Genomic DNA, 23126 nt, shown 5'->3' with positions numbered 1-23126 from the left:
GCCTGAACAAGCCCCCCGGGCTGCTATACGAGCTGAAAAACGGACCTTAGGTGCTTTCCCGTTAGTTCCATGCACCATTGAGGAACATTCCTGCCGCCACGGCGTTAGGAAAGTTCCTTCACACCCGGTGCGCCCGTGCTGACTGCTACCCTTCCAGGCGAATGGCTGACCCGGCATGATCAGGGTCACATCTCGCGGCGGGCCGCTCTTGCGGGTATTTGTTGCTGGCTATTGGGTGCTTCCGCAGAAGCCGCGCCACAGCCATCGCCGCTCGTGCGATTTGGCGTGCTGGGATTTGGCACCGCCGCCTGGGAAGTTGACGTCATGCGGCGACATGCGTTGGACACCATGCACGGCGTATCAATCGAGGCTCAGCGGCTTGCCGGTACCGAAGCCGGTAAGACCGCATTGCTGGCCGGCAGCGTCGACGTCATCGTTTCGGACTGGGTGTGGGTCATGCGCCAGCGCAGCGAAGGCGCTGATCTGGTCTTTTATCCCTATTCTCGTGCCGTCGGCGCGCTGGAACTGCCGCAAGGCTCGCCCATTCGAACTCTTGCGGACCTCAAGGGCAAAAGGCTGGGGATCGCAGGTGGTCCGCTGGACAAAAGCTGGATCCTGTTGCGCGCGCTCGGCCTCCGTCAGGTGAAGCGCGATCTTGCTGAAGAGGTGGAGCCAGTGTTCGGCGCGCCGCCTTTGTTGGAGCAGGAATTTCTGGCGGGGCGACTGGATGCACTGCTGACGTTCTGGAATTTCGCCGCCCGTCTCGAGTCAGAGGGGGCAAGGCCTCTGCTCAGTGTCGCGCAAATCCTGCAGGGGCTTGGCGTATCCGTGGACTTGCCGATGCTCGGCTACGTCTTCCATGAAAGCTGGGCGCGGGCCAACCCGATAGCCCTCGCGCGATTCACGAGCGCGACCGCGGCAGCGAAGTCGCTGCTCGAGTCTTCGGACGACGAATGGCGGGTGCTCGCGCCCCAATTGGGCACGGACGATCCTCACCTACAGGCGGCGCTACGCGCCGCCTATCGAGCCGGAATCCCTCGTCGGTTCGGCAAAGACGAACGTGATGGCGCGGCCCGGTTGTTTGCAATCCTGGCCGAATTGGGCGGCGAGGATCTGGTCGGCAAGGCGACGAGCCTCGATCCTGGTGTCTTCCGGGCCATACCGGCTTGAGCTCGCGCCAATGACCGATGTCCCAGCGTTCCCCCTCACAATGCAGCGTTGTCAATCCACTGCGGCATTGCTGACCATGGTGCTCGTCTGGCAGATTGCATCATCGATCGCCGCCGATCGGCTGTTTCCTGGTCCGGTCCAGGTTGTTTCGGTTCTCCTGCACGAAGTGGTTCGGGGCGAGCTGCCATACCATTTGGGCATCTCGCTTGCGCGCGTCGTGGCAAGCCTCGGGTCGGCAATAGTCATCGGCGCGGCCCTTGGCTACGCGGCAGGCCGCTCGCACAGAGCCGACATATGGATGAGGCCTTGGATCGTGTTACTCCTCAACATGCCGGCGCTGATCACGGTCATTCTAATTTATATCTGGCTTGGTCTTGCCGAGACTGCGCTTGTCCTTGCGGTCGCGCTCAACAAGATCCCCAATGTCGTGGTGACTATTCGTGAAGGCGCCAGCCGGCTGGACAAGGACTTTGCCGAAATGGCTGAGCTCTATCGCTTCGGGCGTGCTGCAAAGCTGCAGCATGTCGTGCTGCCGCAATTGGCGCCGTTCTTTCTCGTCACCCTGCGCAGCGGGCTGGCATTGACGTGGAAGATCGTGTTGCTCGCCGAACTGCTCGGCCGCTCCAACGGCGTCGGGTTCCAGCTACAGGTCTATTTTCAGAACTTCGACGTCACCCACATCCTTGCCTATGCGATCAGCTTCGGCGTTGTGATGCTTGCCATAGAGTATGGACTGCTTGTGCCGTTGGAACGTCGTCTGTTCGCCTGGCGACGCTGATGCTGAGGATCAGGATCGAGGACAAGACTTTCCCCGGTGACGACGGACAGCGCCGGACGATCTTTCGCGCGCTGTCGCTTGATATAGCCGACGGACAGGTCTGCGTCCTGACCGGCCCTTCCGGTGTCGGCAAGTCGACGCTGCTGTCGATCGTTTCGGGCGTCGACCGCGAATTTCGCGGCAGCGTGAGCGGACGACCGCTTCCGATAGGCATGCTGTTCCAGACACCGAGGCTGCTGCCCTGGCTCACCGCCTTGCGCAATGTAGAGATGGCCATCCCGGATCGCGCGCCCGATGCGGCCCGGTGGCTTGCCGCTGTCGACCTGAAAGGCAATGAGAAGAGCTATCCGCAGCGACTCTCGGGCGGCATGGCGCGGCGCGTAGCGCTTGCCCGGGCGCTCGCCGTGGAGCCTGCGCTCCTGCTCCTCGACGAGCCATTCGCTTCACTCGACGAGGCGACCGCGCAAGACATGCGCCGCCTGCTGCAGGATTGTTTCGCCAGTCGGCGGACTACCACGCTGCTGGTTACGCATGATCTCGCATATGCCTCGTCGCTGGGTGATCGGGTTATTGTTCTGGAGGGATCGCCGGCCCGCATCGTGCGCGATGTCGCAATCTCTCGTGGCGATGAAGCGGGATCGTCGCGCTTTGGGCTGGGGGCGACACAATGAGACTGTTGCTGGGCCTTCTCTTTCTTTTGCTGATCACCGGCCCTGGCGCCACCGAGCAACAGACGATGGTGATCGGGTATATCGGCCAGGAGCGCAAACCGGCTCTGCCCCTTGGACCCCTTGATGAAACCGTGACCGACGACGGCCTGCAAGGCGCACGGCTCGGCATTGCCGACGACGAAAGCACCGGCCGGTTTCTTGGGCAGAAATTTCGGCTGGAGGAAAGGATATTGAAACCAACCGAAACGCCGGACGACGCGGTAAGACAATTCGCCGATGCCGGCATCGCCTTTGTCGTCGCCGATCTCGACGCCAGTCAGCTTCTACAGGCCAGTGCCGCGCCCGGTGCCGAGCAGATGACGTTGCTCAACAGCCGGGCGCCGGACGACGTGCTTCGCCAGCAGGACTGCCGTGGGAACGTCCTGCACACGATCCCGAGCCGCGCCATGCTCGCCGACGGGCTGGCGCAATATCTCGCCTGGAAGCGCTGGCAGCGTTGGTTCCTGCTTGTGGGGCCGCATTCGCAGGATCAGGCGATGGCTGCGGCCTTTCGACGGGCGGCGGCTCGCTTCGGAGCCGAGATCACGATCGACCAGCCGTGGACATTCAGGCCCGCCAACGGACGTGCCGATACAGGGCATGTCACGCTGCAGACCGAAATACCGGCGGTCACGCAGGTCAGCGACTATGATGTGCTCGTGGTCGCCGACGAGGCGGATGAATTCGGCGCCTATCTGGAGGGCCGCACTGCGCTGCCGAGAATCGTCGCCGGCACGCAAGGGCTTGTCGCCACAGGCTGGAGCGCTGTCAGCGAGGAATGGGGCGCCACGCAACTGCAGGACCGTTTCCACAGGCAGGCAGGGCGCTGGATGTTGCCCAGCGACTACGCGGCCTGGCTCGCTGTGCGCAGTATCGGCGAAGCGGCGACGCGCCTGCACAGTCTCGATCCCGCGGCAATCGGCAGATATATACGCGGCGACGCGTTTCTTCTCGCTGGCTTCAAGGGGCAGGGGCTTAGTTTCCGTCCCTGGGACGGACAGATGCGCCAGCCCATTTTGATCGCCGGGCCTCGCCTCTTGATTTCCAGCTCACCGCAACCGGGCTTCCTGCATCAGCGCACGCCGCTCGACACGCTGGGCATCGACCTGGAGGAGAGCACATGCAAGTTCTGATGACGCTGTTGTTGGCGGCGTTCGCTCTTGCTGCTCCCGCCGCCGCCGAGACCATCTACGTTTCCAATGAGCAGGATAATACCGTCGCGGTCGTCGACGGCGTGACAATGACTTTGCTGGCGACGATCGATGTCGGCCGCCGTCCGCGCGGGCTGGCACTGTCGATCGACAACAAGATGCTGTTCGTCGCGGAAGGCGACGACAACCGCATCGACGTGGTCGACGTCGCGAAGCGGCGGGTCGTCGGGGAATTGCCTTCGGGAGCCGATCCGGAATTCTTCGCAGTCCATCCCGATGGCAAGCGGCTGTTCGTCGCCAACGAGAATGACAATCTGGTGTCGGTGGTGGACATCGCCGCGGCCAAGGTCATCGGCACCGTGGATGTCGGCGTCGAACCGGAAGGAATGGCGGCCAGCGCCGACGGCCGCTATGTCGCCTGCACTTCGGAGACCACCAGCATGGTGCATCTGATCGACGCAGGCACGCTTGAACTCGTCGACAATCTGCTGGTCGATACCCGGCCGCGCGCGGCTTTATTCTCGCCGGACGGTAAGCAATTCTGGGTGTCCTCGGAGATCCGGGGCACCGTCACCGTCTTCGACACGGCAACGCGCGCGCAGACTGGCAAAGTCGAGTTCGAGGTGCCGGGTATACGACGCGAGGGTGTGCAGGCGGTCGGCATGGCGACGTCCCGCGATGGCACGACCGTCTATGTGGCGCTCGGCCCCGCCAACAGGATTGCGGAAGTCGATGTGAAAACGCTGGCGGTCCGTCGGCTCTACCTTGTTGGTCAACGACCCTGGCACGTTGCGCTCTCCGGCGACGAGAAGCGCCTGGTCAGCGCAAACGGGAATTCCGGCGATATTTCGTTTATCGATCTGGAAAACCAGGAGGTGGTGAAATCGCTGCCGGTAGGGCGGGGGCCGTGGGGCGTCGTGATCGGGCCATGAACGCCTTGTCGGTCGAGAATCTGGGCCATAGTTTCGGAAACCGGCGGGTTCTCGACGGCGTCTCTTTCTCTGTGGCCCAAGGCAGGATGTGCATCTTGCTAGGCCGCAACGGCGCCGGCAAGACGACGTTGTTCTCGCTGATCACCGGTCTTTATCACGCCCGCTCCGGCTCGGTGCATGTCTTCGACCAGGCGATGGATGTCAACCCGTCCGCCGCGTTGGCGCAGATGGGCGTCGTCTTCCAGTTGCCAACCCTCGATCTCGATCTGACGGCTGGCGAGAACCTGCGTTACCACGCGGCCTTGCATGGGCTTAGCCAGGCCTTGAGCAAGGAGCGCTCCATCCACGAACTCGGCCGGCTGGACGTGCTGGACAGGATCGACGATCCTGCCCGAGCGCTTTCCGGGGGGCAGCGTCGCCGTGTCGAGATAGCACGCGCTCTGATGCATAGCCCACGCCTTTTGCTGCTGGATGAGCCGACCACCGGGCTCGACGTGCCGGGCCGCCGCGCGCTTGAGCGGCACGTGCGGGAGCTTTGCCGCGAGCGCGGCATTGCCGTCCTGTGGGCAACACATTTTCTGGAAGAACTGAAGGCGGATGACGATGTGGTGGTGCTGCATCGAGGCACAATCCGGTGGGCCGGCCGCGCCGATCGGCTGGCTGCCGATCTCGCTGTAGCGAGCACGGGCGAGGCCTTCGCGTCGCTGACGGAGTCCGAATGAAAACGTCTCACGCGGTGCGCGCGCTCAATGGCATCCTGCGCAGGGAGATGCTGCGCACGTTGCGGCAACGCGGCCGGCTGCTCTCGGCGATGGTACGGCCGCTGGTCTGGCTGGCAATCTTTGCCGCTGGCTTCCGCTCCGTTCTCGGTCTGTCGATCACGCCACCCTACCAGACCTATGTTCTCTATGACGTATATGTGGTGCCTGGGCTAGCGGCCATGATGCTGCTCTTCCATGCCATGGCGAGTTCGCTGGCCATGGTTTACGATCGCGAGATGGGCAGCATGCGCTTGTTGTTGACCGCACCATTGCCGCGCTGGTACCTGCTTGCGGCGCGCCTGCTGGCCAGCGTGATCGTCGGCGTGCCGCTGGTCTATTTGTTTCTGTTGATCGCGCGTTTCTGGGATGTGCGGCCGCCCGTTCTCGGCTACGTCGCGGTATTTCCGGCGCTCGTGCTGGCGGGCCTCATGCTTGGCGCGTTCGGACTGCTTGTCTCCTCGGTTTCGACACAGATGGAGAACTTTGCCGGTGTCATGAATTTCGTCATCTTTCCGGTGTTCTTTGCCTCGACGGCGCTCTATCCGCTGTGGCGGCTTGCCGAGGCGGGACCGGTGCTGGCAACAATCGCCGCCTGGAACCCGTTCAGCTCGGCGGTCGAGCTGATACGCTTCGCGCTCTATCTGCGGTTCGATCCTGTCGCGGCGATTGTGGTCCTTGGCTGCCTCATCGCCTTCTTCCTCGCGGCGGTCATCGGCTATGACCCCGGCCGGGGCTTGTGGTCCCGGCGCCGCGGCGAGGGATGAATTACTTCAACGCGTAGAGATAAGCGGCGATGTCCCGCGCCTGTTGCTCGGTGATCCTCGTCGACGGCATGGCCGTGTGCCGATTGACTTCCCTCGCCGAGCGTATCCAGCGGACCATGTTCTCCGGATTGTTTGCCAGCAGGCCACCGATAAAGACCCTGTCGGCAAGGCCACCGTCCAGGCGGGGTCCGACCTGGCCTTGCGCACCCGGCACGCCGGGTATCGTATGGCAGCCGGAGCAGCCATTCGCCGTCATGATTGGAATGGCGCGAGCGCCTACGCCCCCGGTCGCTGCATCCGACTCGTGCCGGACGCGCTCGCGCCGGTCGGACCACAAAGTCGCGGCTGCGACAGCCGCGGTCAGCAGCAGGATTGCGGCAAGGGCGCCCCCGATCAGCCTAACCAGGTCGGAACGCATGTGTTGCCTCCCTGGTTGCGCTGCTGCTTATCCAGAGGCCGGCGAGCAGCAAGGCGGCGCCGCCATAGATCAAGCCGGCCGGAACCCACATTACCAATCCGGCGAGCTGCTGGTCCTCGATCGCGGTCAGTCCCCACAATGCCGCGCCGGCGCCATTCTCCGGATACCAGAGTTTGGGCGACATCAGCAGCAGGACACCGAGCAGGCCGGTATGAAGCGAGGTGAAGAAAAGATGCATGACGGAGTTGCCATAGGTCTGCTGCCGACCGGGGCGCGGTAGGAGCGCCCACCAGAACAGCAAGGCTGTGCCGAGGAAGCTCGCATGCTGGGCATAATGAAGAAAGCCCTGCTGGAGCGCTGCCTGGAACAACGCCGGAATGTGCCAGATCCAGATGGCGACGCCGTGAATGATCGTCGCGTTGAGGGGGCGGATCACCAGGGCCCAAACCGATTGCAGCGTCTTTGCGCGCGTGAGCTTGCCCGTTCCGCGGCGAAGTGCGGCCGGCAAGGACCAGAGCAGGACTGCGCCTGGGCAAGCGGCGACAAGGAGGGGCGCCGCCACCGCCATCAGCAGTTCATGCTCGATCATATGGGCGGCAAACACCCGCTCGCCGAGCGCATGGATGGGGCTGACCAGTGCTGCCGTCAGCACGCCCCAACCGGCGGCGAAAAACAACGCCTGCCGCATCCGCTCGGGACGGCCTCGGCTGCTGCGGCGCCACAACCGAGTCGCTCCGATGGTATAAAGGAAGGCAATCGCGGCCAGCGGAAACGTGATGGGAAATGGGAGCGTCCATCCGGCCTCGGGCGCGCCGGCGCCGTAGCAGATCGAGGTCGAGAAGAACGCGTCGAAGCTCATCGCAGGCACTCGTCGAGAATGAGAGCCGCGCTGCCTTGCATGATGATGACGAGGGCAAACAGCAATGCCGCAAGCATGCCGAGATCGGCGACGAACTGCTCGGTGCTGCGCGTGCGCTCAGGCTTGAAGGCGGCGCCGCCCTGCCGCTTCGCCCGCCATGACAAGGCACCGCCGAGCAGCGAAAGCACGGCGAGCACCAGTGCCACGGGAAGCACCACCGGCACCTGGCGGTTGCACTGCCATGGTACGAGTGCGTAGTTCAGCTGCGTCGAGATTGCCCAAGCCATCGGCCCCGACAGAAGACCACCCCAGGACGTTCCCATTTTCAACGCACGCATCAGCCTAGCCTCGGCATCCAGTAGATGAGCAGATAGATCGGGATCCAGGTCAGCACCACGAAATCCCAATAGAAGACATTATCGCCGACATCGCCGAAGCGCCGGCCGCTATAGCCATGGCGTGTGAGCATCAGCACCGTCAAAACGATGGTGTCGCCGACATCGGTGATCAGGTGTGTGGTGTGCAGCCCGAGCAGCACCCAGAGCATCGAGCCATAGGCGTTCGTGTCCCAGTAGATGTTCAGCGCAGGGAATTCGAACCAGCGCACGACAAGCGGGGCCAGACCGAGCAGCGACATCACCACCAGCCCGATCCGGACCGGTACGATCGCGCATTGCTTGGCATGGCCGTGGAGGATGTGATTCGGCACCACGCTGATAATGAACAGGATGGTGACGATCGTTCCGGGCCAATGGTTGGGGTGCGGGGCGCTTAGACGCCAGTTGGGCCACAAAGTGGCGAGATAGAGATAAGCGCCGGCGGCCAACGCAAAGCCCATGCCTTCCAGCGCCATGAAGCCGAGCGTTCCCCACCAGGTCGGGCTGCGCGGACCATGTCCAAAGGTTGGGAGGTCCGAAAGATCCAAGCTGGGACGCTCACTCATCCCTCATCCTCCGGGTCGTCCTTGGGCCAGAACCAGCCGATCAAGGTGATGGCGATCGGCGCGGCGCCCCAGACGATCGCCCAGGGCGTGAAGATCGAATAGACAAACGTACCGCCGACGGCGATTGCCGCCAGCAGCGGCCAGATCGACGGTGTCGCCGATTTCTCGCGAATGTCGGGATGGGCTTCCGCCACGGTTGAGATCAACAACTCACGGACATCGACGCGGAGTCCGGTCGCCACAGGCAGCGCCTCCCGTTCGGCCCAGAGCGGCTCGACATGCGTGACAATCGGTATCCGCGCGAAATTATAGCTTGGCGGCGGCGAAGACGTCGCCCATTCGAGCGTACCGGCATCCCAGGGATTGTTTCCGGCCAGTGCGCCCTTCAACGCGCCGTGTACAAGATTGAACGTGAACAGTACGAAGCTGAGGAAAAAGAGCACCGCGCCGGCGCTGATGAACAGGTTGATGTTGCCCCAGCCAAGCTCGGCCGGATAGGTGTAGACCCTGCGTGGCATGCCCCAGAGCCCGACGAGATGCATTGGGAAAAAAGCCGCGTTGAAGCCGATGAAAGCCAGCCAGAAATGCCAGCGCCCGAGACGCTCGCTCATCATGCGGCCGCTGATCTTGGGGAACCAGAAATAGGCCGCGCCCAGCAGCGGGAAGACCGAACCGCCGATCAGCACGTAATGGAAATGGGCGACGACGAAATAGGTGTCGTGCACCTGGAGGTCCAGCGGCACCGAAGCGAGCATGACGCCGGTGAGGCCGCCGATGACGAAGATGAAAAAGAAGCCGAACACGAACAGCAGCGGCGTGCGGATCACCGGCCTGCCGTCCCACAAGGTCGCCAGCCAGCAGAAGATCTGAACGCCATTGGGGATGGCGATCAGCATGCTCGACGCGGTGAAGAAGCTGGCGCCGAGCTTGGGTAGTCCCGTCGCGAACATGTGATGGACCCAGAGGCCGAACGAAAGGAAGCCGACGGCGATCAGCGACAAGACCAGCCCGAGATGCCCGAACACGGGACGCCGGGCGAAGACCGGGATGATCGCGGAGACCATGCCCGTCGCCGGCAGGAAGATGATGTAGACCTCGGGATGGCCAAAGAACCAGAACAGATGCTGGAAGAGCAGTGCGTCGCCGCCCTCGGCCGGGTTGAAGATATGTGTGCCGACCAGCCGGTCGAGGATCAGGAAGGTCGAGGTGATCATCACCGCGGGCATGGCGAAGACGACGACGAAGGAGGTAACCAGCATTGCCCAGACGTAGAGCGGAATCCTGTCCAGCGACATGCCGGGGGCTCGCTGCTTGAACACGGTGACGATGGTTGCCACCGCGACGGCCAGGGAGGATACTTCTGTATAAGTGATCATCTGGGCCCAGACGTCGGCCCGCTTGCCCGGCGCGAATTCGGGGCCTGACAGCGGCACATAAGCAAACCAGCCGACGTCGGGCGCCATGTTGAGCGCGAAAGACACCCAGGCGAATATGCCGCCCGAAACATAGATCCAGTAGCTGAACGCGTTCAGGCGGGGAAAGGCGATGTTGCGGCTGCCGACCATCAGCGGGACGAGATAGATGCCTGTCGCCTGCACGATGGGCACGGCGAACAGGAACATCATGGTCACACCATGCATCGTGAACAGCTGGTTGTAGAGGTCCGGGCCGATCAGACCGCGCTGCGGCCCTGAGAGCTGGATGCGCATGGCGACAGCGTTGAGCCCGCCCAGGCACAGAAACACGAAGGCGGTGATCAGATAGCGCCGTGCGACGACCTTGTGGTCGACGCTCGACAGCGCGCCGATGATGCCGGGGGGCGTGCGCCATGTCCGCGCCAGCCAGCGATCCAGGCTGGCATCGTCCATGCCGGTGTCGCGCGGTCCGTCATGCTCGGGTGCGACGTCGCCTGTGGCGGGCGTTTCGCGCGGCAGGTCGCGTTCGCTTGTGAGATCCGCGCTGCTCATTTAAGCGCCTCGAGATAGGCGACCATGGCGTTGAGTTCGTCGCCGCTGAGCTCCACCACCGGCATGTGGGATCCGGGCTTGATGCCCTGTGGGTCGGCTATCCAGGCGGCGAGATTGCCGCGGCTCATGGTCAATGTCCCGGCGGCAAGCGTCTGCCGGCTGGCTATATGGGTGAGGTCGGGGGCGACCGTTCCTCCGGCAGGCGTGCCGCCTATTCTGTGACACATCACGCAAGGGCGCTTCAGAAACAGATCCTGGCCGGCCTTGGCCTCGTCCCCCGTCGGAGTAGCTGCCGGCTGCAACTGGTCGTTCCACCAGGCGTCGAACTTCGCACGCGGCTCGGCGATGATGAAGGTACCCATGTTTGCGTGCTGCGCCCCGCAGAACTCGGCGCATTGACCTCGGTAAACACCAGGCTTGTCGGCCTTGAGGTCGAGCACGTTCATGTGGCCGGGAATGAGGTCGAGCTTGCCCGAAAGGCTCGGAATCCAGAAGGAATGGATGACGTCGGTCGAGGTCAGAAGAAGCTTCACCGGTTCCCCGGCGGGGATATGGATCTCGTTCGCCGTGGTCAGGATGCGGCTTGGCGTGGCATCCTCATAGCGCACCTCCCACCACCATTGATGGCCGGTGACCCGAATGGTCAGCGCGGCATCCGAGCCGATCGCGGCGAGCGTCCTGTTGGCGAAGAAGCTCAGCAAGGTCAGTCCGATCAGGACAATGGCGGTCAACCCGACGGCGGTCATCACCGCGCGCAGCTTCCGGTCGTCGGCGCCGGCCTCGATCGCGAGCGGCTCCGCCTGCGCGCGCGACCCCATCATCAAAGGCACGACAAGGGCGATCATCACCAGCACCCACACCACGGCGCAGAGCGCGGTGAAGAACCAGATCAGCCATGCCAGTTCGCTCGCCGCGGGACCTTTCGGGTCGAGGGCGGATTGCCAGCCCGCGCATCCCTGGAGCAACAGAGCCCCGGCGGTGGCGAACGCCATCGAGACGAGACGTTTCACGGCGACTTCCCCAGCGTGGCCGCGTCGGGCATGCGGTTTTCCGAAGGATGCGCCATCATGTCGTCATTGCGTTGCGGCGCGGCGGAAGACGGCGCGTTGCCGCTCAGCGAGCGCACGAAAGCCGCAAGCTCCCAGATCTGGTCGTCGGGAATCTTGTCGCGGAAGCTCGGCATGCCGTTTGGCCGACCGTCGCGGATCGTGGCATGGATGCTTTCGATCGAGCTGCCATAGAGCCACTTTTGGTCCATCAGGGCCGGCCCCATGCCGCCGCCGCCATTGGCGTGGCATCCCGAACAGTTGAACCAGCCGAAAAGCCGTTTCCCTTCGCTCATGTGGAAGGCGTTGGCCTCGAAGCTCGCCGCCTTGTTGTCGCTGGCGGGGGGCCGCTGTCCGCCGGGCTCCAGCGTGGTCACAGGCGTCGGCTGCTCGCCCGATCCGAGCGCCGATTGCGGGCGCGTGTCACGTTCCTCGCGCTGGCAGGCAGCGAGCGCCAGGACTGGAAACAGGAGCATGGCCACCGCGGCTCTCATCGCACCGGGCTCCCCGGGGCATCGAGGCGCGGCACGCCATACTGTGACAGCAAGGCATCTATCTCGACCTTGTGCCTGGACAGGGCGCCATTGACATCGCCGCGCAGCGCATCGTCTTCGCGGCGGACGCCCATCGAGATGTCGTAGATCATCGGCAGTTGCGGTCCGTCGATGCGGGGCGCAACCGGCGTGATGCGGAGCGGCACCTTCTGCCTGGCGGCGAAGTAGCCGGCGAGGGGGCCCCAGACCACGGCAAGGTCGATCTCGCCACTCGCCACCGCTTCGACGATGCGCGCCGGCGGGTTGGGGGCGGAATAATCGCCATAGACCGGATAGCCAACGAGGTGCCCGACGATACCTCGGCGGCCAAGCGCCTGGACCGGAGGCGAATTGGCGCCATCGTCGCCGATGAGCTGAACACCGATCCGCATGTCGCGCAGCCGCGGATCATTGAACGATGCTACGTCGGGGCCGTCCCTGCGGGTGACGAAGACATAAGACGATCGGTAGTAGGGCGTGGTGGTGCGCAGCATTTCGAGGTTGCTCGGCGTGCCCGGCACGAGATCGCATAGACCGGCCTTCAGCGTGTTTCGGATGAAGCCGCGGCGCTGCGCCCACCAGGTATAGGTCAGCTTCGCGCCGAGATCGGACGCAACGATTTCGGCGATCCTGTTCTCGAAGCCCTGACCGGCCGCGTTGGAGAACGGCATGTTGTTCGGATCGGCGCAGACCCTCAGCTCACGTGCGTCGGCTGTGGCCGTCAAGAACACGAAGGCGATGGCGGCCATGCCGATCACCAGCCGTTGACACGCCTTTCGCGCCGGACCTACGGTCAAGTACAATCCATCAAGGCAGCCGGAACACATAAAGCGTGCCTCCCGAGGTTGTCGCGTTCTTCAGATCCTTCATGGCATTGACGAAACCGAGCGCGGCGGTGGCGTCACGCGGGTCAAGATCGCCCGATACAATGGCGCCGGCCCAGCCGCCGACGCCTGAGAGGATGGCGACATATTGGTGCCCGTCGGGACCGCGATAGGTGATGGGCTGGCCGATGATCCCGGACGAGGTCTTGAACTGCCAAAGCAGGTCTCCGGTCTTGGCGCTAACCGCCTTGAACCAGCCTTCCATCGTGCCATAGAACACAACGTCGCCGGCGGTCACTACCGCGCCGCTCCACACCGGGAAATTCTCCTTGAGGCTCCAGGCGGGTTTCTCCGCGGCGATGTCCCAGGCGGTGAAGGCGCCGCGATTACCGCCAGGCCCTGGTATCATGCGGACGTTCATGCCCACATAGGGCGTGCCGGCGATGTAGTTCACCTCGACGCCTTCTTCATCCATGCACAGATTGTTGTGCGGGATGTAGAGCAGGCCGGTCTTCGGCGAGAACGCGGAAGGCTGCCAGTCCTTGAGGCCCGACGCCGTCGGACAGATATCGCGAACGACCTTGCCGGTGCCGGTCTTCTTGTCCGGGTTTACGATCAGCCGACCGGTTTTCAGATCCACACCTTTGCTGGAGTTGACCGGACCAAACGGTTTTGCCGACAGCACCTCGCCGGTTGTCCGGTCGAGGATGTAGAGATAGCCGTTGCGCTCCGGCCGGATCAGCACCTTGCGCGGCTTGCCCTGCCAGGTCATGTCGAGCAGGATCTGCTCGTTGATGCCGTCATAATCGTGGAGGTCGTGCGGGCTCCACTGATAGAACCATTTCGCCGCGCCGGTGTCGGGATCGCGCGCGAAAATGCCAGACGTCCACTTGTTGTCGCCCGGCCGCAAATCCGGATTCCATGGTCCGGGATTGCCGGTGCCGTGGAAGATCAGGTTCAGATCGGGATCATAGGAAATCCAGCCCCACATGTTGCCGCCGCCGATCTTCCAGGCTTCCGGCGGCCACGTCGTGACGCCAAGATCCTTGCCTTTGTCCATGTCGTAGTGCGGCTTGAAGTCCGATCCGATCAGCACGTCCTTGTCCGGCCCGGTGCTATAGGCGATCCAGACGACATGACCGTCGCCGGCGTCGAGCGCCTTTACCCAGCCGCGAACGCCCATCTCGCCGCCGGAATTGCCGACCAGCACTTTGCCCTTCACCACAAGCGGCGCCATGGTGATGGTCTCGCCGATGTTGATGTTGCCGACATGAGTGTTCCAGATCGGCTTGCCCGTGTTCGCATCAAGGGCAATCGTGTGGCCGTCCAGCGTATTGAAAAAGATGCGCCCGTCGGCGAATGCCACCCCTCGGTTGACGACGTCGCAGCAGGCCACCCCCTGTGCCGCCGGCTCGGGATTGGGTTCGTACTTCCACTTCATCGGGGCGCCGGGCTTGGAGAGATCGAGCGCATAGACGAAGTTGGGAAAGGGCGTCACGATATACATGGTGTTGCCGACGACCAGCGGCGCTGCTTCCTGGCCCTTGTTCACGCCTGTCGAGAACGTGAACGCGACCTGCAGGTTCTTGACGTTGCCTTCGTTGATCTCGGAGAGTTCGCTGAAGCGCGTCGACGCGTAGTTCTTGGCCGGCATCGTCCATTGGCCGTCATCGGGTGGCGAGGCTGCGGCTGGCGGTACGATCGCTGGTGTTTTAGGTGGCTCGGACGCAGCGCCCAAAAGCGGCAGGCAGGCGAGCAGCGTCACCAGAAGGATAGCGCCAAAGGAATTCCCGGCAGCCAATTTGCGGGTATGGCGTTCTACGTCAACGCGCGTCAATGCCAACTGGGGCATAGCTTTCATTTATTGATCGAGCCTCCCACGCCGGCGCCGAGTTCGGCCGCGATGTCGGCCTCCGTTCCGGCACAAAGCGGATGGCCCCAGCCCGAAGCGCTTTTGCCGCCGGGGTCCAGATCGTAGACAATGGCATCCTTGCGATTTGGATTGACGCCTGCCGGGACCTTGTCGAAGCCGAGCGCCGCGCGGATACGCCAAGCGACATTGTGATCGGCGCATGAGGAATCGCCTGAAACGCCGAGGCCGCCGACAATGCTCTTGCCGTCGTAGAGGGCAAGTCCGCCGCCAAACACCACGACGCCTCCGATCGGCTTGCCGACGAGCGGGTCGCCGGCGCTTCCGAACGTTTTGGGATCGCCCGTATAGGCCGCGGCCTGGTTGACGGGATTGGTCTCCTGCAGGCCAAATAGCGGTCCGCCGGGCTGCACCCCCGCATAGAGATTGGCCGTCGAGAGGGCCATCTGAGCCAGGCTGAGACCGTTGGCCGTGTTGGCTTTCTCCGCTGCTATGAGCCGACTTCCCGGCCACTGCGAGTCGGGGGTGGGGCCGCTGAACGCAATCGCGCAGACAGTGCCGTCACGGGCAACGATGGCTGCCCATTCGTTGGTTTCAAAGCCGCCATTGGCTGGTCCGCCGCTTGCCTTCACGTTGGCTTTGAGGGCTGCAAGCAGCTTATCGTGATCGGCCGGACAGGGTTCCTGCGCCATGGCCTCGTGCCCGTGGAACAGGCCACCCATCAGCAACAGCAGGCCAAAAAGAGGTACGAAAAGCTGCGAGCGATACATTGTCCTGGCATTCGTTTACAAAACAAGGACCACCCAGGCAGACCGCAGAATGCGAGGATACGTCCAATGGGTCAGTGCCTAACTCGCGTAATGCTTCTATGTTCCTGCTTTGCATAAAATTCGTGCAGTTGGATTTGGGTGCAGGTGTTCAATCAAAGCATGGGACCTGGATACCCGTGGCCACAGGCCAAGCGGTGAGGCAACGCGGCTGATCCAGGAAAATGCGATCGGAAGGACGCAGACGCACCCGCCCTGACAAACGCTGTTGCCTTGTCACGGCGTTCGACGATGGATGATCTCTTCAATAAGTTTCGCGTCGGCTTCGTACTCCGCGGCCCGCGCAGCCATTTGGCTGGCCAGGCTGTGTCTTTCCCGCGCGGCTTCGCGTTTTGCCGTACGTTTCGCCAACTCAGCCCGCTGCTGGTGCGCTCTTAAAAGGCTCCAAAGAGCCTGTTCCGCATCGTCAGCCTGGGCCTGCATTAAAACGTCCGCTCCGAACGCATGTCCGGTGTGGCAGCGGTAACGGGTAATCGGCCCGTCTTCTATCTCCCATAGGGGGCCATGACATTCGGGGCAGACAAATGTCGAGGGGGCGCCAAGCTGGCCTTCGGTCAGTTCCATTGTGCTGTGCTCCTGAGCTGCAATCGCTGCCTCAAGGCGGATGCCGGACGGGATTTCTGGTGTCGGTCCTGCGATTTCGGAAGCAAGCCTGTGCAACAGGCCAGCCATTTCGGACAGAGGGACGCAATGGTCGATTTCCACATTCTGCAAGGCGCTCAGCGGCATGTCGGGTACCGCAGCGTCGCCGGGGTCCTGGACTACGCTGACGCCTCCGCACATCTTGATTGCGTGCAGGCCGGCGGTGCCGTCGGAGAGGCTGCCTGTGAGCACGACGCCGATCACGCTGCCGCCAAAGCTGCAGGCCGCCGATCGAAACAGGGGGTCGATGGCGGGGCGCGCCAGGTTCTCGCGCGGCCCGCGCCGCAGCAGCATATGATCGTCATGTAACAGAAGGTGAGCTCCGGGCGGTGCAACGAAGATGTGCCCGTTTTTAACCTTCATGCCGTTGGAGGCATTTGCAACGGGCATGTTGGCAGCGCGACCGAGAATGTCGCCGAGGTAACTCGTGGGACCAACGTGCTGTACGACGAGGAGAGCCGCCGGGATGTCCGGCGAAAGATCGCGGACAAGTCTCTTCAGCGCGTCGACGCCGCCGGCCGATGCTCCGATTGTCACGATGCACCGGTTCTCGCAACCGTCGGGACGGACCTTATCCGGCTGGCCCGCACGCTCCGAATCTGATCGTGGTGCGGCGGTGGCCATGGTTGCTTCACCCACATTCAGCACAGATGTCGATGCGAGCGCTCCGGCCAGTCCGTTGCTGGTCGGATGCCCTGCCTTCGTCGGTGTTAGCTTCCGGCCGCATCGCGGAACATAGATGCCCGCAATGATGTCGGCTCTGTGCTAACGCCTACGTGCGCGTTTGACAGCAGCCTCTGCCACGGCCGGGGCCTCCTGAATGCTTGCCGCGCCGCCAAAATCGGCGTTCTTGGTACGGCCAGCTCCCGGGCCAGCCCCTAGATCAGCGCCTGTTGTCGGATCGGAAGCCGGATCGGAAAGCGTACGGTCGGCCATCCTGGCCACCACCTTCATGTCTTTGGCCCCCAGCTTGACAGTTGCAAGGCCGTCTCCACCGTCGACGGGCATCACCTCTTCAAGGTCATCGATCCGATCCCACTCTTCGCCGGAATTCCATGGGCCAGCGACATCGCCGTCGCCTTGAGAGGTGTTGACGTACATGCTGGCGTACTTCTCTACGCCTGGGAGCTTGCCGGAAGGGAAATTGTTTTCGATCGCGTAAAGTGCTTTCTCAAACGACTTCTGGTGCGCGATCTCGCGCGTCATCAGGAAGCCGAGCGCGTCCTTGATTCCCGGGTCGTCGGTGATGTTGATAAGGCGTTCGTAAACGATCTTGGCGCGGGCTTCGGCGGCGATATTCGACCGCAAATCCACCGTAGGTTCACCGCGCGAGTCGACATAGGCCGCGGTCCAGGGAACGCCGGCTGAGTCGCACAGCGCGGGAGCGCCGCCGAACAGAATTGATTCCTTGGCTGTTGTGCCGCTGGCGCCGATCATTAGGTAAAGGTCGGCTTCCTTCATTTGGCCCTCGGCCAGCTGTGCCTTGAGCCCCTTGTTGAGCATGGTGACGATTGATCCCACCACTTCGAGATGGCTGAGTTCTTCGGTCGCAATATCGAGCAACATGTCGCGACGGCCAAGATCGTCCTCGCCAAGCCCTTGCGTGAAATAGCGCATGGCCGCTGCAAGCTCGCCATCGGCGCCGCCGAACTGTTCCATGATCATGCAGGCCAGGCGAGGATTCGGCTCCGAGACGCGAACGGTGTACTGCAGGCGCTTGTTGTGCATGAACATGGACATCTCTCCGGTTAGATCATCCGAACATCCCCGCAAGATGATTGTTCCATCCGGCCATCGGCCAGCGAGCATTTTTACGGCAGCTTCAGTGTTGAGCATCGCAGGGAGCCAGAGGCGGCATTTATTTCTCGCTGGGATTCTCCGACTGGCGACCGGCGGCAACGAGATTTCGATCGTGCTGCGCCATCACGGCAATGAGCAAGGCCGCGGATGGGCAAGAGGTCGACAAAATCTGGAGGGATACTGGCTCGGAAAAGTGAAGCCGGGCCATGTCAATATGATGTCGGTGTCCGGCCCTTTTCGCTGCACACCCACGCGGCAAACGGCGTGTTCGGTCACGGGGCGAGCGTCGCGGGCTGTTGCCCGTTCACTTTCGATCCAGCACCTTCCGGACTTTCTCTGCCAATTCGTCGATCGTGTAGGGCTTGGTCAAAAGTTCGGTTCCGAAATCGAGCGTGCCGTTGTGGACAATCGCATTTCGTGTGTAGCCGGTGGTGTAGAGCACTTTTAGCGACGGGTGCATTGTCTTGACCTGATCCACCAGCTCCCGGCCCGACATCTCCGGCATCACCACGTCGGTGAACAGAAGCGACGGCACTTGCCCGCTTTCGACGGCCACCAGCGCTTCGCGTGGACCTTGCATTTCCAGCACAGAGTAGCCCAGTTCCCGCAGCGCTTCCGCGGCCATCAGCCGGACGCGATCTTCATCCTCGACAACCATGATGATCTCGTCTGCACAGCCGGGGTGCTCGCCTGCCACGACGTCGATTTGGCTGTCGAGCACGCCATGGTGCGAGCGCGGCAAATATATTTTCAAGGTGGTTCCAATGCCCTGCTCGGAATAGATCTTCACACTGCCGCCGGACTGGCGAACAAACCCATAGACTTGGCTGAGTCCCAGCCCGGTGCCTTTGCCGACCCCCTTGGTGGTGAAGAACGGATCGAAGGCTCTTGCGACAACATCAGCAGTCATGCCCGTTCCTGTATCGGTGACCGCTATCATCACATACTGGCCGGAGGGGATCGCGTTCTCCCTGGCATAGCGATCGTCGACGTGGGCGTTTGATGTCTCGATCGTCAGCTTGCCGCCAGCAGGCATGGCATCCCTTGCGTTGACGCAAAGGTTGAGCAGCGCGCTTTCCAATTGCCCTGCGTCGGCCTCGACATGCCATAGGCCCGCAGCGAGCACGGTCTCGATCTGGATGGTCTCGCCAAGCGTCCGGTTCAGCAATTCGCTCATACCGGAGACGAGGCGATTTGGATTCAGCCGCTTCGGCGCCAGTGGTTGCTGGCGGGAAAAGGCGAGCAGTCGCCTGGTAAGTTCTGCGGCACGTTGTGCTCCATCGATCGCGCCGGTTACGAATTGGTGGACGTTGGTATCGCCGTTTCTGAGCTTGCGCTGCACAAGGTTCAGGCCGCCGATGATGACGGCCAGCATATTGTTGAAGTCGTGCGCGATGCCACCGGTGAGCTGTCCGACAGCTTCCATCTTCTGGGCTTGGCGCAGGTGCTCTTCTGCTCTGGCGCGTTCCGCAACTTCATCTTTGACACGTTGTTCGAGCGTGCCGTTGAGTGTCTGCAGCGCCTTGAACAGCCGGGAGTTGTCGATGGCCGTCGCGGCATGGCCGGCAAGCCCCAGCAAGGCCGCTTCTTGCTGTTCGGCGAACACGCCGGTCTCTGAATGACCAAGGAAGAGGCCGCCCAGGACCTCGCCCGAACGCGAGACGACCGGCACGGCGAGATAGGAACGCACCGGTAGATGGCCCTCCGGCATTCCCTTGCGGGGCCAGTTCTTGCCGTAGCGCGGATCGGTGAGGATATCGTCGGAACGCACCACGCTTGTTCCGCGGAAAGTGGGCTCGAACACCGCGGTGTTGCGCGGCATGGGAAAGTTTTCGAAAGCAGAACGAGGTGCCCCCGACAGGGCGTAGAGCACATAGCTGTCGCCCTTGTCGTCGATCACATTGTAGAAGAAAGCTCCGAATTGTGCGCCCGACAGCACCACGCCGGCATCGGTTACCGTCTGGACAATTCGCTCTACGTCAAGCTCGGCCGCCACGGCTGCCGCAGTGGCGTTCATCAACTGAAGCTGATGCTCCACCCGCTTTCGCGCGGTGACGTCGACCACGGTGCCGATGAAGCGGATCGCACGGCCGGACTGGAAAAGCGCTTCCCCCGTTGCGGCAATCCAGCGCTCCTTGCCATCCCGAAGGCCGATCGTCCGGTATTCGATGTCGTAGCGGGAGGGGGTGCCTGGCGCGAGCGACTGGCGTACGGCCTCGTCGGCCCGTGCGCGATCTTCCGGGTGGAGGCCCGCCAGGAAGGCGCTTTCATATGTCACCTCCGCGTCCGGCGGCAAACCAAAAAGGGCTTTGCACCGGTCGTCCCAACGCAGCACTCCGCTGATCGGATCGTAATCCCAGGTGCCAATAGCGGCCGCGTCGGTGGCAAGCCTCAGCCTCTCCTCGCTGGCCCGTGCCGCCTGTTCCGAGCGAACGCGCTCGATGTGAGCCCAGGACCGCTCCGTCACCTCGGTCAGCAAGGACAGTTCGCGTTGCGACCAGACGTGGCGCTGCTTGTCGTGGATGGCCATCAGGGCAGTCAGTCGGCCTTGTTTGACCAAAGGCATACAGATGGTTGCCGTTATCCCGATATCCTGAAAGGTCTTCGCTTCCTCGGGAGCAATTTCCTCAAGGTTGTTGTTGATGATAAGCGGCTTGTTGGCGCTGAGGTTGGTGACAGCCAGGCGACCGAAATCGGCAAGACTGTAATATCCCCTGATGCTGGGCGAGCCAGGTGCGCTCCAATCGCCGCGGATGGTGAAATGGTCTTGGTCCTGCTCCATGTCGGCATAGGCGCAAATCGAGACGCCAAGATGTTCGCCGAGGAGCCGAGTGGTGATCTGCATGACAGCATCGGCGTCGGCCGCGAGGGCTATCTCCCTGCCGAGGCGGTCGAGAAAAGCAAGGCGTTCGGCGTTCTCACGCAGGGCCAGTTCGGCGCGAAGGCGTTCTATCGCCGTACGCGTCCGGTCCGCGACTGCCGAAATGAGGGCTACTTCCTCCGTCGCCCAGCGTCTGGGCGCGGAGTGGTTCAGGTATAACAGCGCCACCAGCCCGCCATGCTCGGTAACGGGCATGTTGATGACGGATTGGGCGCTGATGGCTTTGAGTGCCTCCGCATGGCTGCTGGTTCGCGGATCTGCCTCGGCGTTTTCAAAGACAACGGTTTCGCCTCGCTTCAAATCCTCGATATACGAGCCGTAGTTCCTGAAATTCAGCGTCCCAGCCAGGCTTTTGATGCCTGGCGCGTTCCAGTCCCTTTCAATGGTGATCGTTTCTTTCTCTAGATCGATCGTGCCGTATCCGGCTCGGCTGATGCCAAAATGGTTCCCCAGCAGTTCCGCGGCTGCGTAGGCCAGTTCTGCGGGATCCGTAATCTCGCGAATACGGTCGCCCAGCGCTGCCAAAAGCTCGAAGCGCTGCAGTTCAGATCGCCGATTGATCGAAGTGGCCCCCATTTCGCCCCCGTTTTGCCCGGACTTAAATGCAGTCTGCGGCCAAGAGTTCCCCGCAGGACGGCAGTTTCTTTGGCGGGCCGGTCAGCCGAACACGCCGCACCGGTCATAGGTTAATGACAGCTTGGCGCGCTGTGGCGGATAAAGGGGAAACCAGCGGGCACTTGACGAGCTCCCGCTGGCTGGGTGCCCGAACCACACTTCACTCGTTTGGAGACGTTTGATGCTTGACCGACCCATTCTTACGAATACGGACGCTCTCTATCCAGACGACCTGAAAACGCTTCGGTCGGTCTTCGACGCGCTGTGTCAGGAATTTGAGATTTCGTCGGACACTACCGCGGCAGAATCCATCGCGAGAGAGCTGGTCAGACTTTTCCAGACCGGGATGACGGAAGCGGCCATGCTGATGATTGCCGTGCGCGCACGTTGGCAGGGTGATTGGAAAATGGGAGGCAGCAGCGCTGCCCAGGCTTAACGGTCCCAACTCAATGGAGAAGGCCTACTTTAGCCGCTTGAGCCGGCTGTACAGCGTTGTCTTGTCTGGCGGAACAAGCTTTCGCCCCGAGAGTTGGGGTCGGCAGATGGTTTCCAACAGGCACGTGCATGGCGTTCGACAGAGATGGACCGAAACTCGCGACCGGGTTGCTCGCGGCCTCGTTGGCGGCGCTGGCGGCATACAACGCCATCCGCGCCAAACGTGCGATTGCCGGCCGGGCGTGCGGACGTGTGATGGAGATCTATGGTGTGCGCCTGCATTTTATCGAAGCCGGAACCGGCATGCCGCTGCTTCTCCTGCATGGCAATGGATCCATGGCGGAGGATTTCAAGTCGAGCGGCATCTTCGATGAGGCGGCAAAGACCTACCGGGTGCTTGCATTTGATCGTCCCGGTTTTGGGCGAAGCTCACGGCCGCGCGGCCGGCGTTGGTCCGCTCGCGACCAAGCCGACCTTATACATGCCGCGGCCTGCGGGCTGGGTATAGAGAAATACCTCGTGCTTGGACATTCCTGGGGAGCTTGGATCGCCCTCGAACTGGCGCGCAGGCATTCTCAATCGGTCGTCGGCATCGTGCTGGTCTCGGGCTATTACTATCCGCCACCGCGGCTGGATCTTGCACTGGCCGCACTCCCTGCACTGCCTGTGATCGGCACCGCGTTTCGTCACACCTTGCTGCCGCCGCTTGTAAGGCTTGCTTGGCATTGGGCAATGGAGAAGATCTTTAAACCCGCCATCGTCGCCAGCGAGTTCGCCGCACTCGCCAAAGATGTCGCCAGCCGCCCTTCCCAACTGCGGGCGGTTTCTCTGGAGACAGCATCGATGCTGGCCGCGTCCCTGTTGGGAAAGGCCAACTATAGGGACATTGCCGTGCCCACCGGCATCATGGCGGGATCCGGGGATCGGTTGTTCGACGCGCAACGCGATGCACGACGCTTGCACGCGGAAGTCGGTGGGTCTCTCCTTGAGGTGGTTCCGGGCGCCGGCCATATGGTTCATCAGAGCGCCCCCCAAGCAGTGGTCGGCATGGTGCACACTATTGCAGGACGGCACGCCTTGTTCCAAGCGGGCCGTGGGCAGCGACCCAAGTCGTGTGCCGACGAGTTCAAGGCAGATCCGGCCTCGCGGGAGCCACCGGCGATAAGCGACGCCGCTTGCACGGAATGATCTCCAAACGGG

General features: G+C 62.6%; 22 protein-coding genes. 9 read left to right on the top strand and 13 right to left on the bottom strand.

The annotated features are described in order from the left end of the window. The first annotated feature begins 348 nt into the window (after positions 1-348). Genes NKI06_RS16115 through NKI06_RS16085 form a run of 7 tightly spaced genes read left to right on the top strand, consistent with a single transcriptional unit; the run spans position 349 to position 6266 of the window. Positions 349-1170, top strand: coding sequence for an ABC transporter substrate-binding protein (locus tag NKI06_RS16115; protein WP_245262596.1), 822 nt, complete (start codon positions 349-351; stop codon positions 1168-1170). Then, positions 1064-1948 (top strand): ABC transporter permease, encoded by an 885-nt coding sequence (locus tag NKI06_RS16110; RefSeq protein ID WP_352673098.1) that lies wholly within the window; start codon positions 1064-1066, stop codon positions 1946-1948. Before NKI06_RS16115 ends, NKI06_RS16110 begins: the two co-directional genes overlap by 107 nt. After that, entirely contained in the window at positions 1948-2619 is a 672-nt protein-coding gene (locus NKI06_RS16105; protein WP_352512460.1) for an ABC transporter ATP-binding protein, read from the top strand. Before NKI06_RS16110 ends, NKI06_RS16105 begins: the two co-directional genes overlap by 1 nt. Further along, the gene (locus NKI06_RS16100) at positions 2616-3791 is read left to right on the top strand and encodes a lanthanide ABC transporter ABC transporter substrate-binding protein PedA1 (RefSeq protein WP_023714660.1); all 1176 of its coding nucleotides are present in this window, start codon (positions 2616-2618) and stop codon (positions 3789-3791) included. The genes NKI06_RS16105 and NKI06_RS16100 overlap by 4 nt, the downstream gene beginning before the upstream one ends. Continuing rightward, entirely contained in the window at positions 3791-4741 is a 951-nt protein-coding gene (locus NKI06_RS16095; protein ID WP_023714659.1) for a PQQ-dependent catabolism-associated beta-propeller protein, read from the top strand. Before NKI06_RS16100 ends, NKI06_RS16095 begins: the two co-directional genes overlap by 1 nt. Beyond that, positions 4738-5463: a lanthanide ABC transporter ATP-binding protein PedB/LutE gene (locus NKI06_RS16090; RefSeq protein ID WP_023668003.1), complete on the top strand. Its 726-nt coding sequence runs from the start codon at positions 4738-4740 to the stop codon at positions 5461-5463. Before NKI06_RS16095 ends, NKI06_RS16090 begins: the two co-directional genes overlap by 4 nt. Then, positions 5460-6266: a lanthanide ABC transporter permease protein PedC gene (locus NKI06_RS16085; RefSeq protein ID WP_352986147.1), complete on the top strand. Its 807-nt coding sequence runs from the start codon at positions 5460-5462 to the stop codon at positions 6264-6266. The genes NKI06_RS16090 and NKI06_RS16085 overlap by 4 nt, the downstream gene beginning before the upstream one ends. A gap of 1 nt (position 6267) precedes the next feature. Here the strand turns inward: NKI06_RS16085 and NKI06_RS16080 are convergent, their stop codons facing one another. The 13 genes from NKI06_RS16080 to NKI06_RS16020 all read right to left on the bottom strand — a co-directional run bounded on the left by NKI06_RS16080 (position 6268) and on the right by NKI06_RS16020 (position 21452). Further along, positions 6268-6684, bottom strand: coding sequence for a c-type cytochrome (locus tag NKI06_RS16080; RefSeq protein WP_023668005.1), 417 nt, complete (start codon positions 6682-6684; stop codon positions 6268-6270). Further along, complete coding sequence (locus tag NKI06_RS16075; RefSeq protein ID WP_352986145.1) at positions 6665-7543, bottom strand: cytochrome c oxidase assembly protein; 879 nt, start codon at positions 7541-7543, stop codon at positions 6665-6667. The genes NKI06_RS16080 and NKI06_RS16075 overlap by 20 nt, the downstream gene beginning before the upstream one ends. Next, on the bottom strand, positions 7540-7881 hold the full coding sequence (locus NKI06_RS16070; protein ID WP_023681115.1) for a hypothetical protein: 342 nt from the start codon (positions 7879-7881) through the stop codon (positions 7540-7542). Before NKI06_RS16070 ends, NKI06_RS16075 begins: the two co-directional genes overlap by 4 nt. Further along, positions 7881-8486 carry a cytochrome c oxidase subunit 3 gene (locus NKI06_RS16065; protein WP_352986143.1) on the bottom strand — a complete coding sequence of 202 codons (606 nt, stop codon included), beginning with the start codon at positions 8484-8486 and terminating at the stop codon, positions 7881-7883. Before NKI06_RS16065 ends, NKI06_RS16070 begins: the two co-directional genes overlap by 1 nt. Further along, positions 8483-10453, bottom strand: coding sequence for a cytochrome c oxidase subunit I (ctaD, locus tag NKI06_RS16060; RefSeq protein WP_023681117.1), 1971 nt, complete (start codon positions 10451-10453; stop codon positions 8483-8485). Before ctaD ends, NKI06_RS16065 begins: the two co-directional genes overlap by 4 nt. Next, entirely contained in the window at positions 10450-11463 is a 1014-nt protein-coding gene (gene coxB / locus NKI06_RS16055) for a cytochrome c oxidase subunit II (RefSeq protein WP_023681118.1), read from the bottom strand. The genes ctaD and coxB overlap by 4 nt, the downstream gene beginning before the upstream one ends. Then, entirely contained in the window at positions 11460-11993 is a 534-nt protein-coding gene (locus NKI06_RS16050; protein ID WP_023681119.1) for a c-type cytochrome, read from the bottom strand. Before NKI06_RS16050 ends, coxB begins: the two co-directional genes overlap by 4 nt. Beyond that, a complete protein-coding gene (locus NKI06_RS16045) occupies positions 11990-12781 on the bottom strand; it encodes a substrate-binding domain-containing protein (protein ID WP_023668012.1) in 792 nt (263 codons plus the stop codon). The genes NKI06_RS16050 and NKI06_RS16045 overlap by 4 nt, the downstream gene beginning before the upstream one ends. A gap of 58 nt (positions 12782-12839) precedes the next feature. Beyond that, the gene (locus NKI06_RS16040; protein WP_023681121.1) at positions 12840-14717 is read right to left on the bottom strand and encodes a methanol/ethanol family PQQ-dependent dehydrogenase; all 1878 of its coding nucleotides are present in this window, start codon (positions 14715-14717) and stop codon (positions 12840-12842) included. Further along, complete coding sequence (locus tag NKI06_RS16035) at positions 14714-15496, bottom strand: heme-binding protein (RefSeq protein WP_023712209.1); 783 nt, start codon at positions 15494-15496, stop codon at positions 14714-14716. Before NKI06_RS16035 ends, NKI06_RS16040 begins: the two co-directional genes overlap by 4 nt. A 273-nt stretch (positions 15497-15769) precedes the next feature. Continuing rightward, positions 15770-16819 (bottom strand): chemotaxis protein CheB, encoded by a 1050-nt coding sequence (locus NKI06_RS16030; RefSeq protein ID WP_023681123.1) that lies wholly within the window; start codon positions 16817-16819, stop codon positions 15770-15772. Positions 16820-16960: 141 nt separating this feature from the next. Further along, on the bottom strand, positions 16961-17929 hold the full coding sequence (locus NKI06_RS16025) for a manganese catalase family protein (protein ID WP_023681124.1): 969 nt from the start codon (positions 17927-17929) through the stop codon (positions 16961-16963). A 370-nt stretch (positions 17930-18299) separates the two neighbouring features. Continuing rightward, positions 18300-21452 carry a GAF domain-containing protein gene (locus NKI06_RS16020; RefSeq protein WP_352986140.1) on the bottom strand — a complete coding sequence of 1051 codons (3153 nt, stop codon included), beginning with the start codon at positions 21450-21452 and terminating at the stop codon, positions 18300-18302. A 220-nt stretch (positions 21453-21672) separates the two neighbouring features. On the opposite strand from NKI06_RS16020, the gene NKI06_RS16015 reads away from it, so the two are divergent. Together NKI06_RS16015 and NKI06_RS16010 are read left to right on the top strand one after the other, a co-directional pair. Further along, entirely contained in the window at positions 21673-21927 is a 255-nt protein-coding gene (locus NKI06_RS16015; RefSeq protein WP_023668018.1) for a hypothetical protein, read from the top strand. Between the two features lie 128 nt (positions 21928-22055). Next, positions 22056-23114, top strand: coding sequence for an alpha/beta fold hydrolase (locus NKI06_RS16010; protein ID WP_023748053.1), 1059 nt, complete (start codon positions 22056-22058; stop codon positions 23112-23114). The last annotated feature ends 12 nt before the right edge of the window (positions 23115-23126 follow it).

Origin of the sequence: Mesorhizobium sp. M0772 (assembly GCF_040320135.1) — a bacterium.
Taxonomy (GTDB): domain Bacteria; phylum Pseudomonadota; class Alphaproteobacteria; order Rhizobiales; family Rhizobiaceae; genus Mesorhizobium.
The sequence above is the reverse complement of the archived record's forward strand: the minus strand, read 5'-3'. Positions and strand labels throughout refer to the sequence as shown.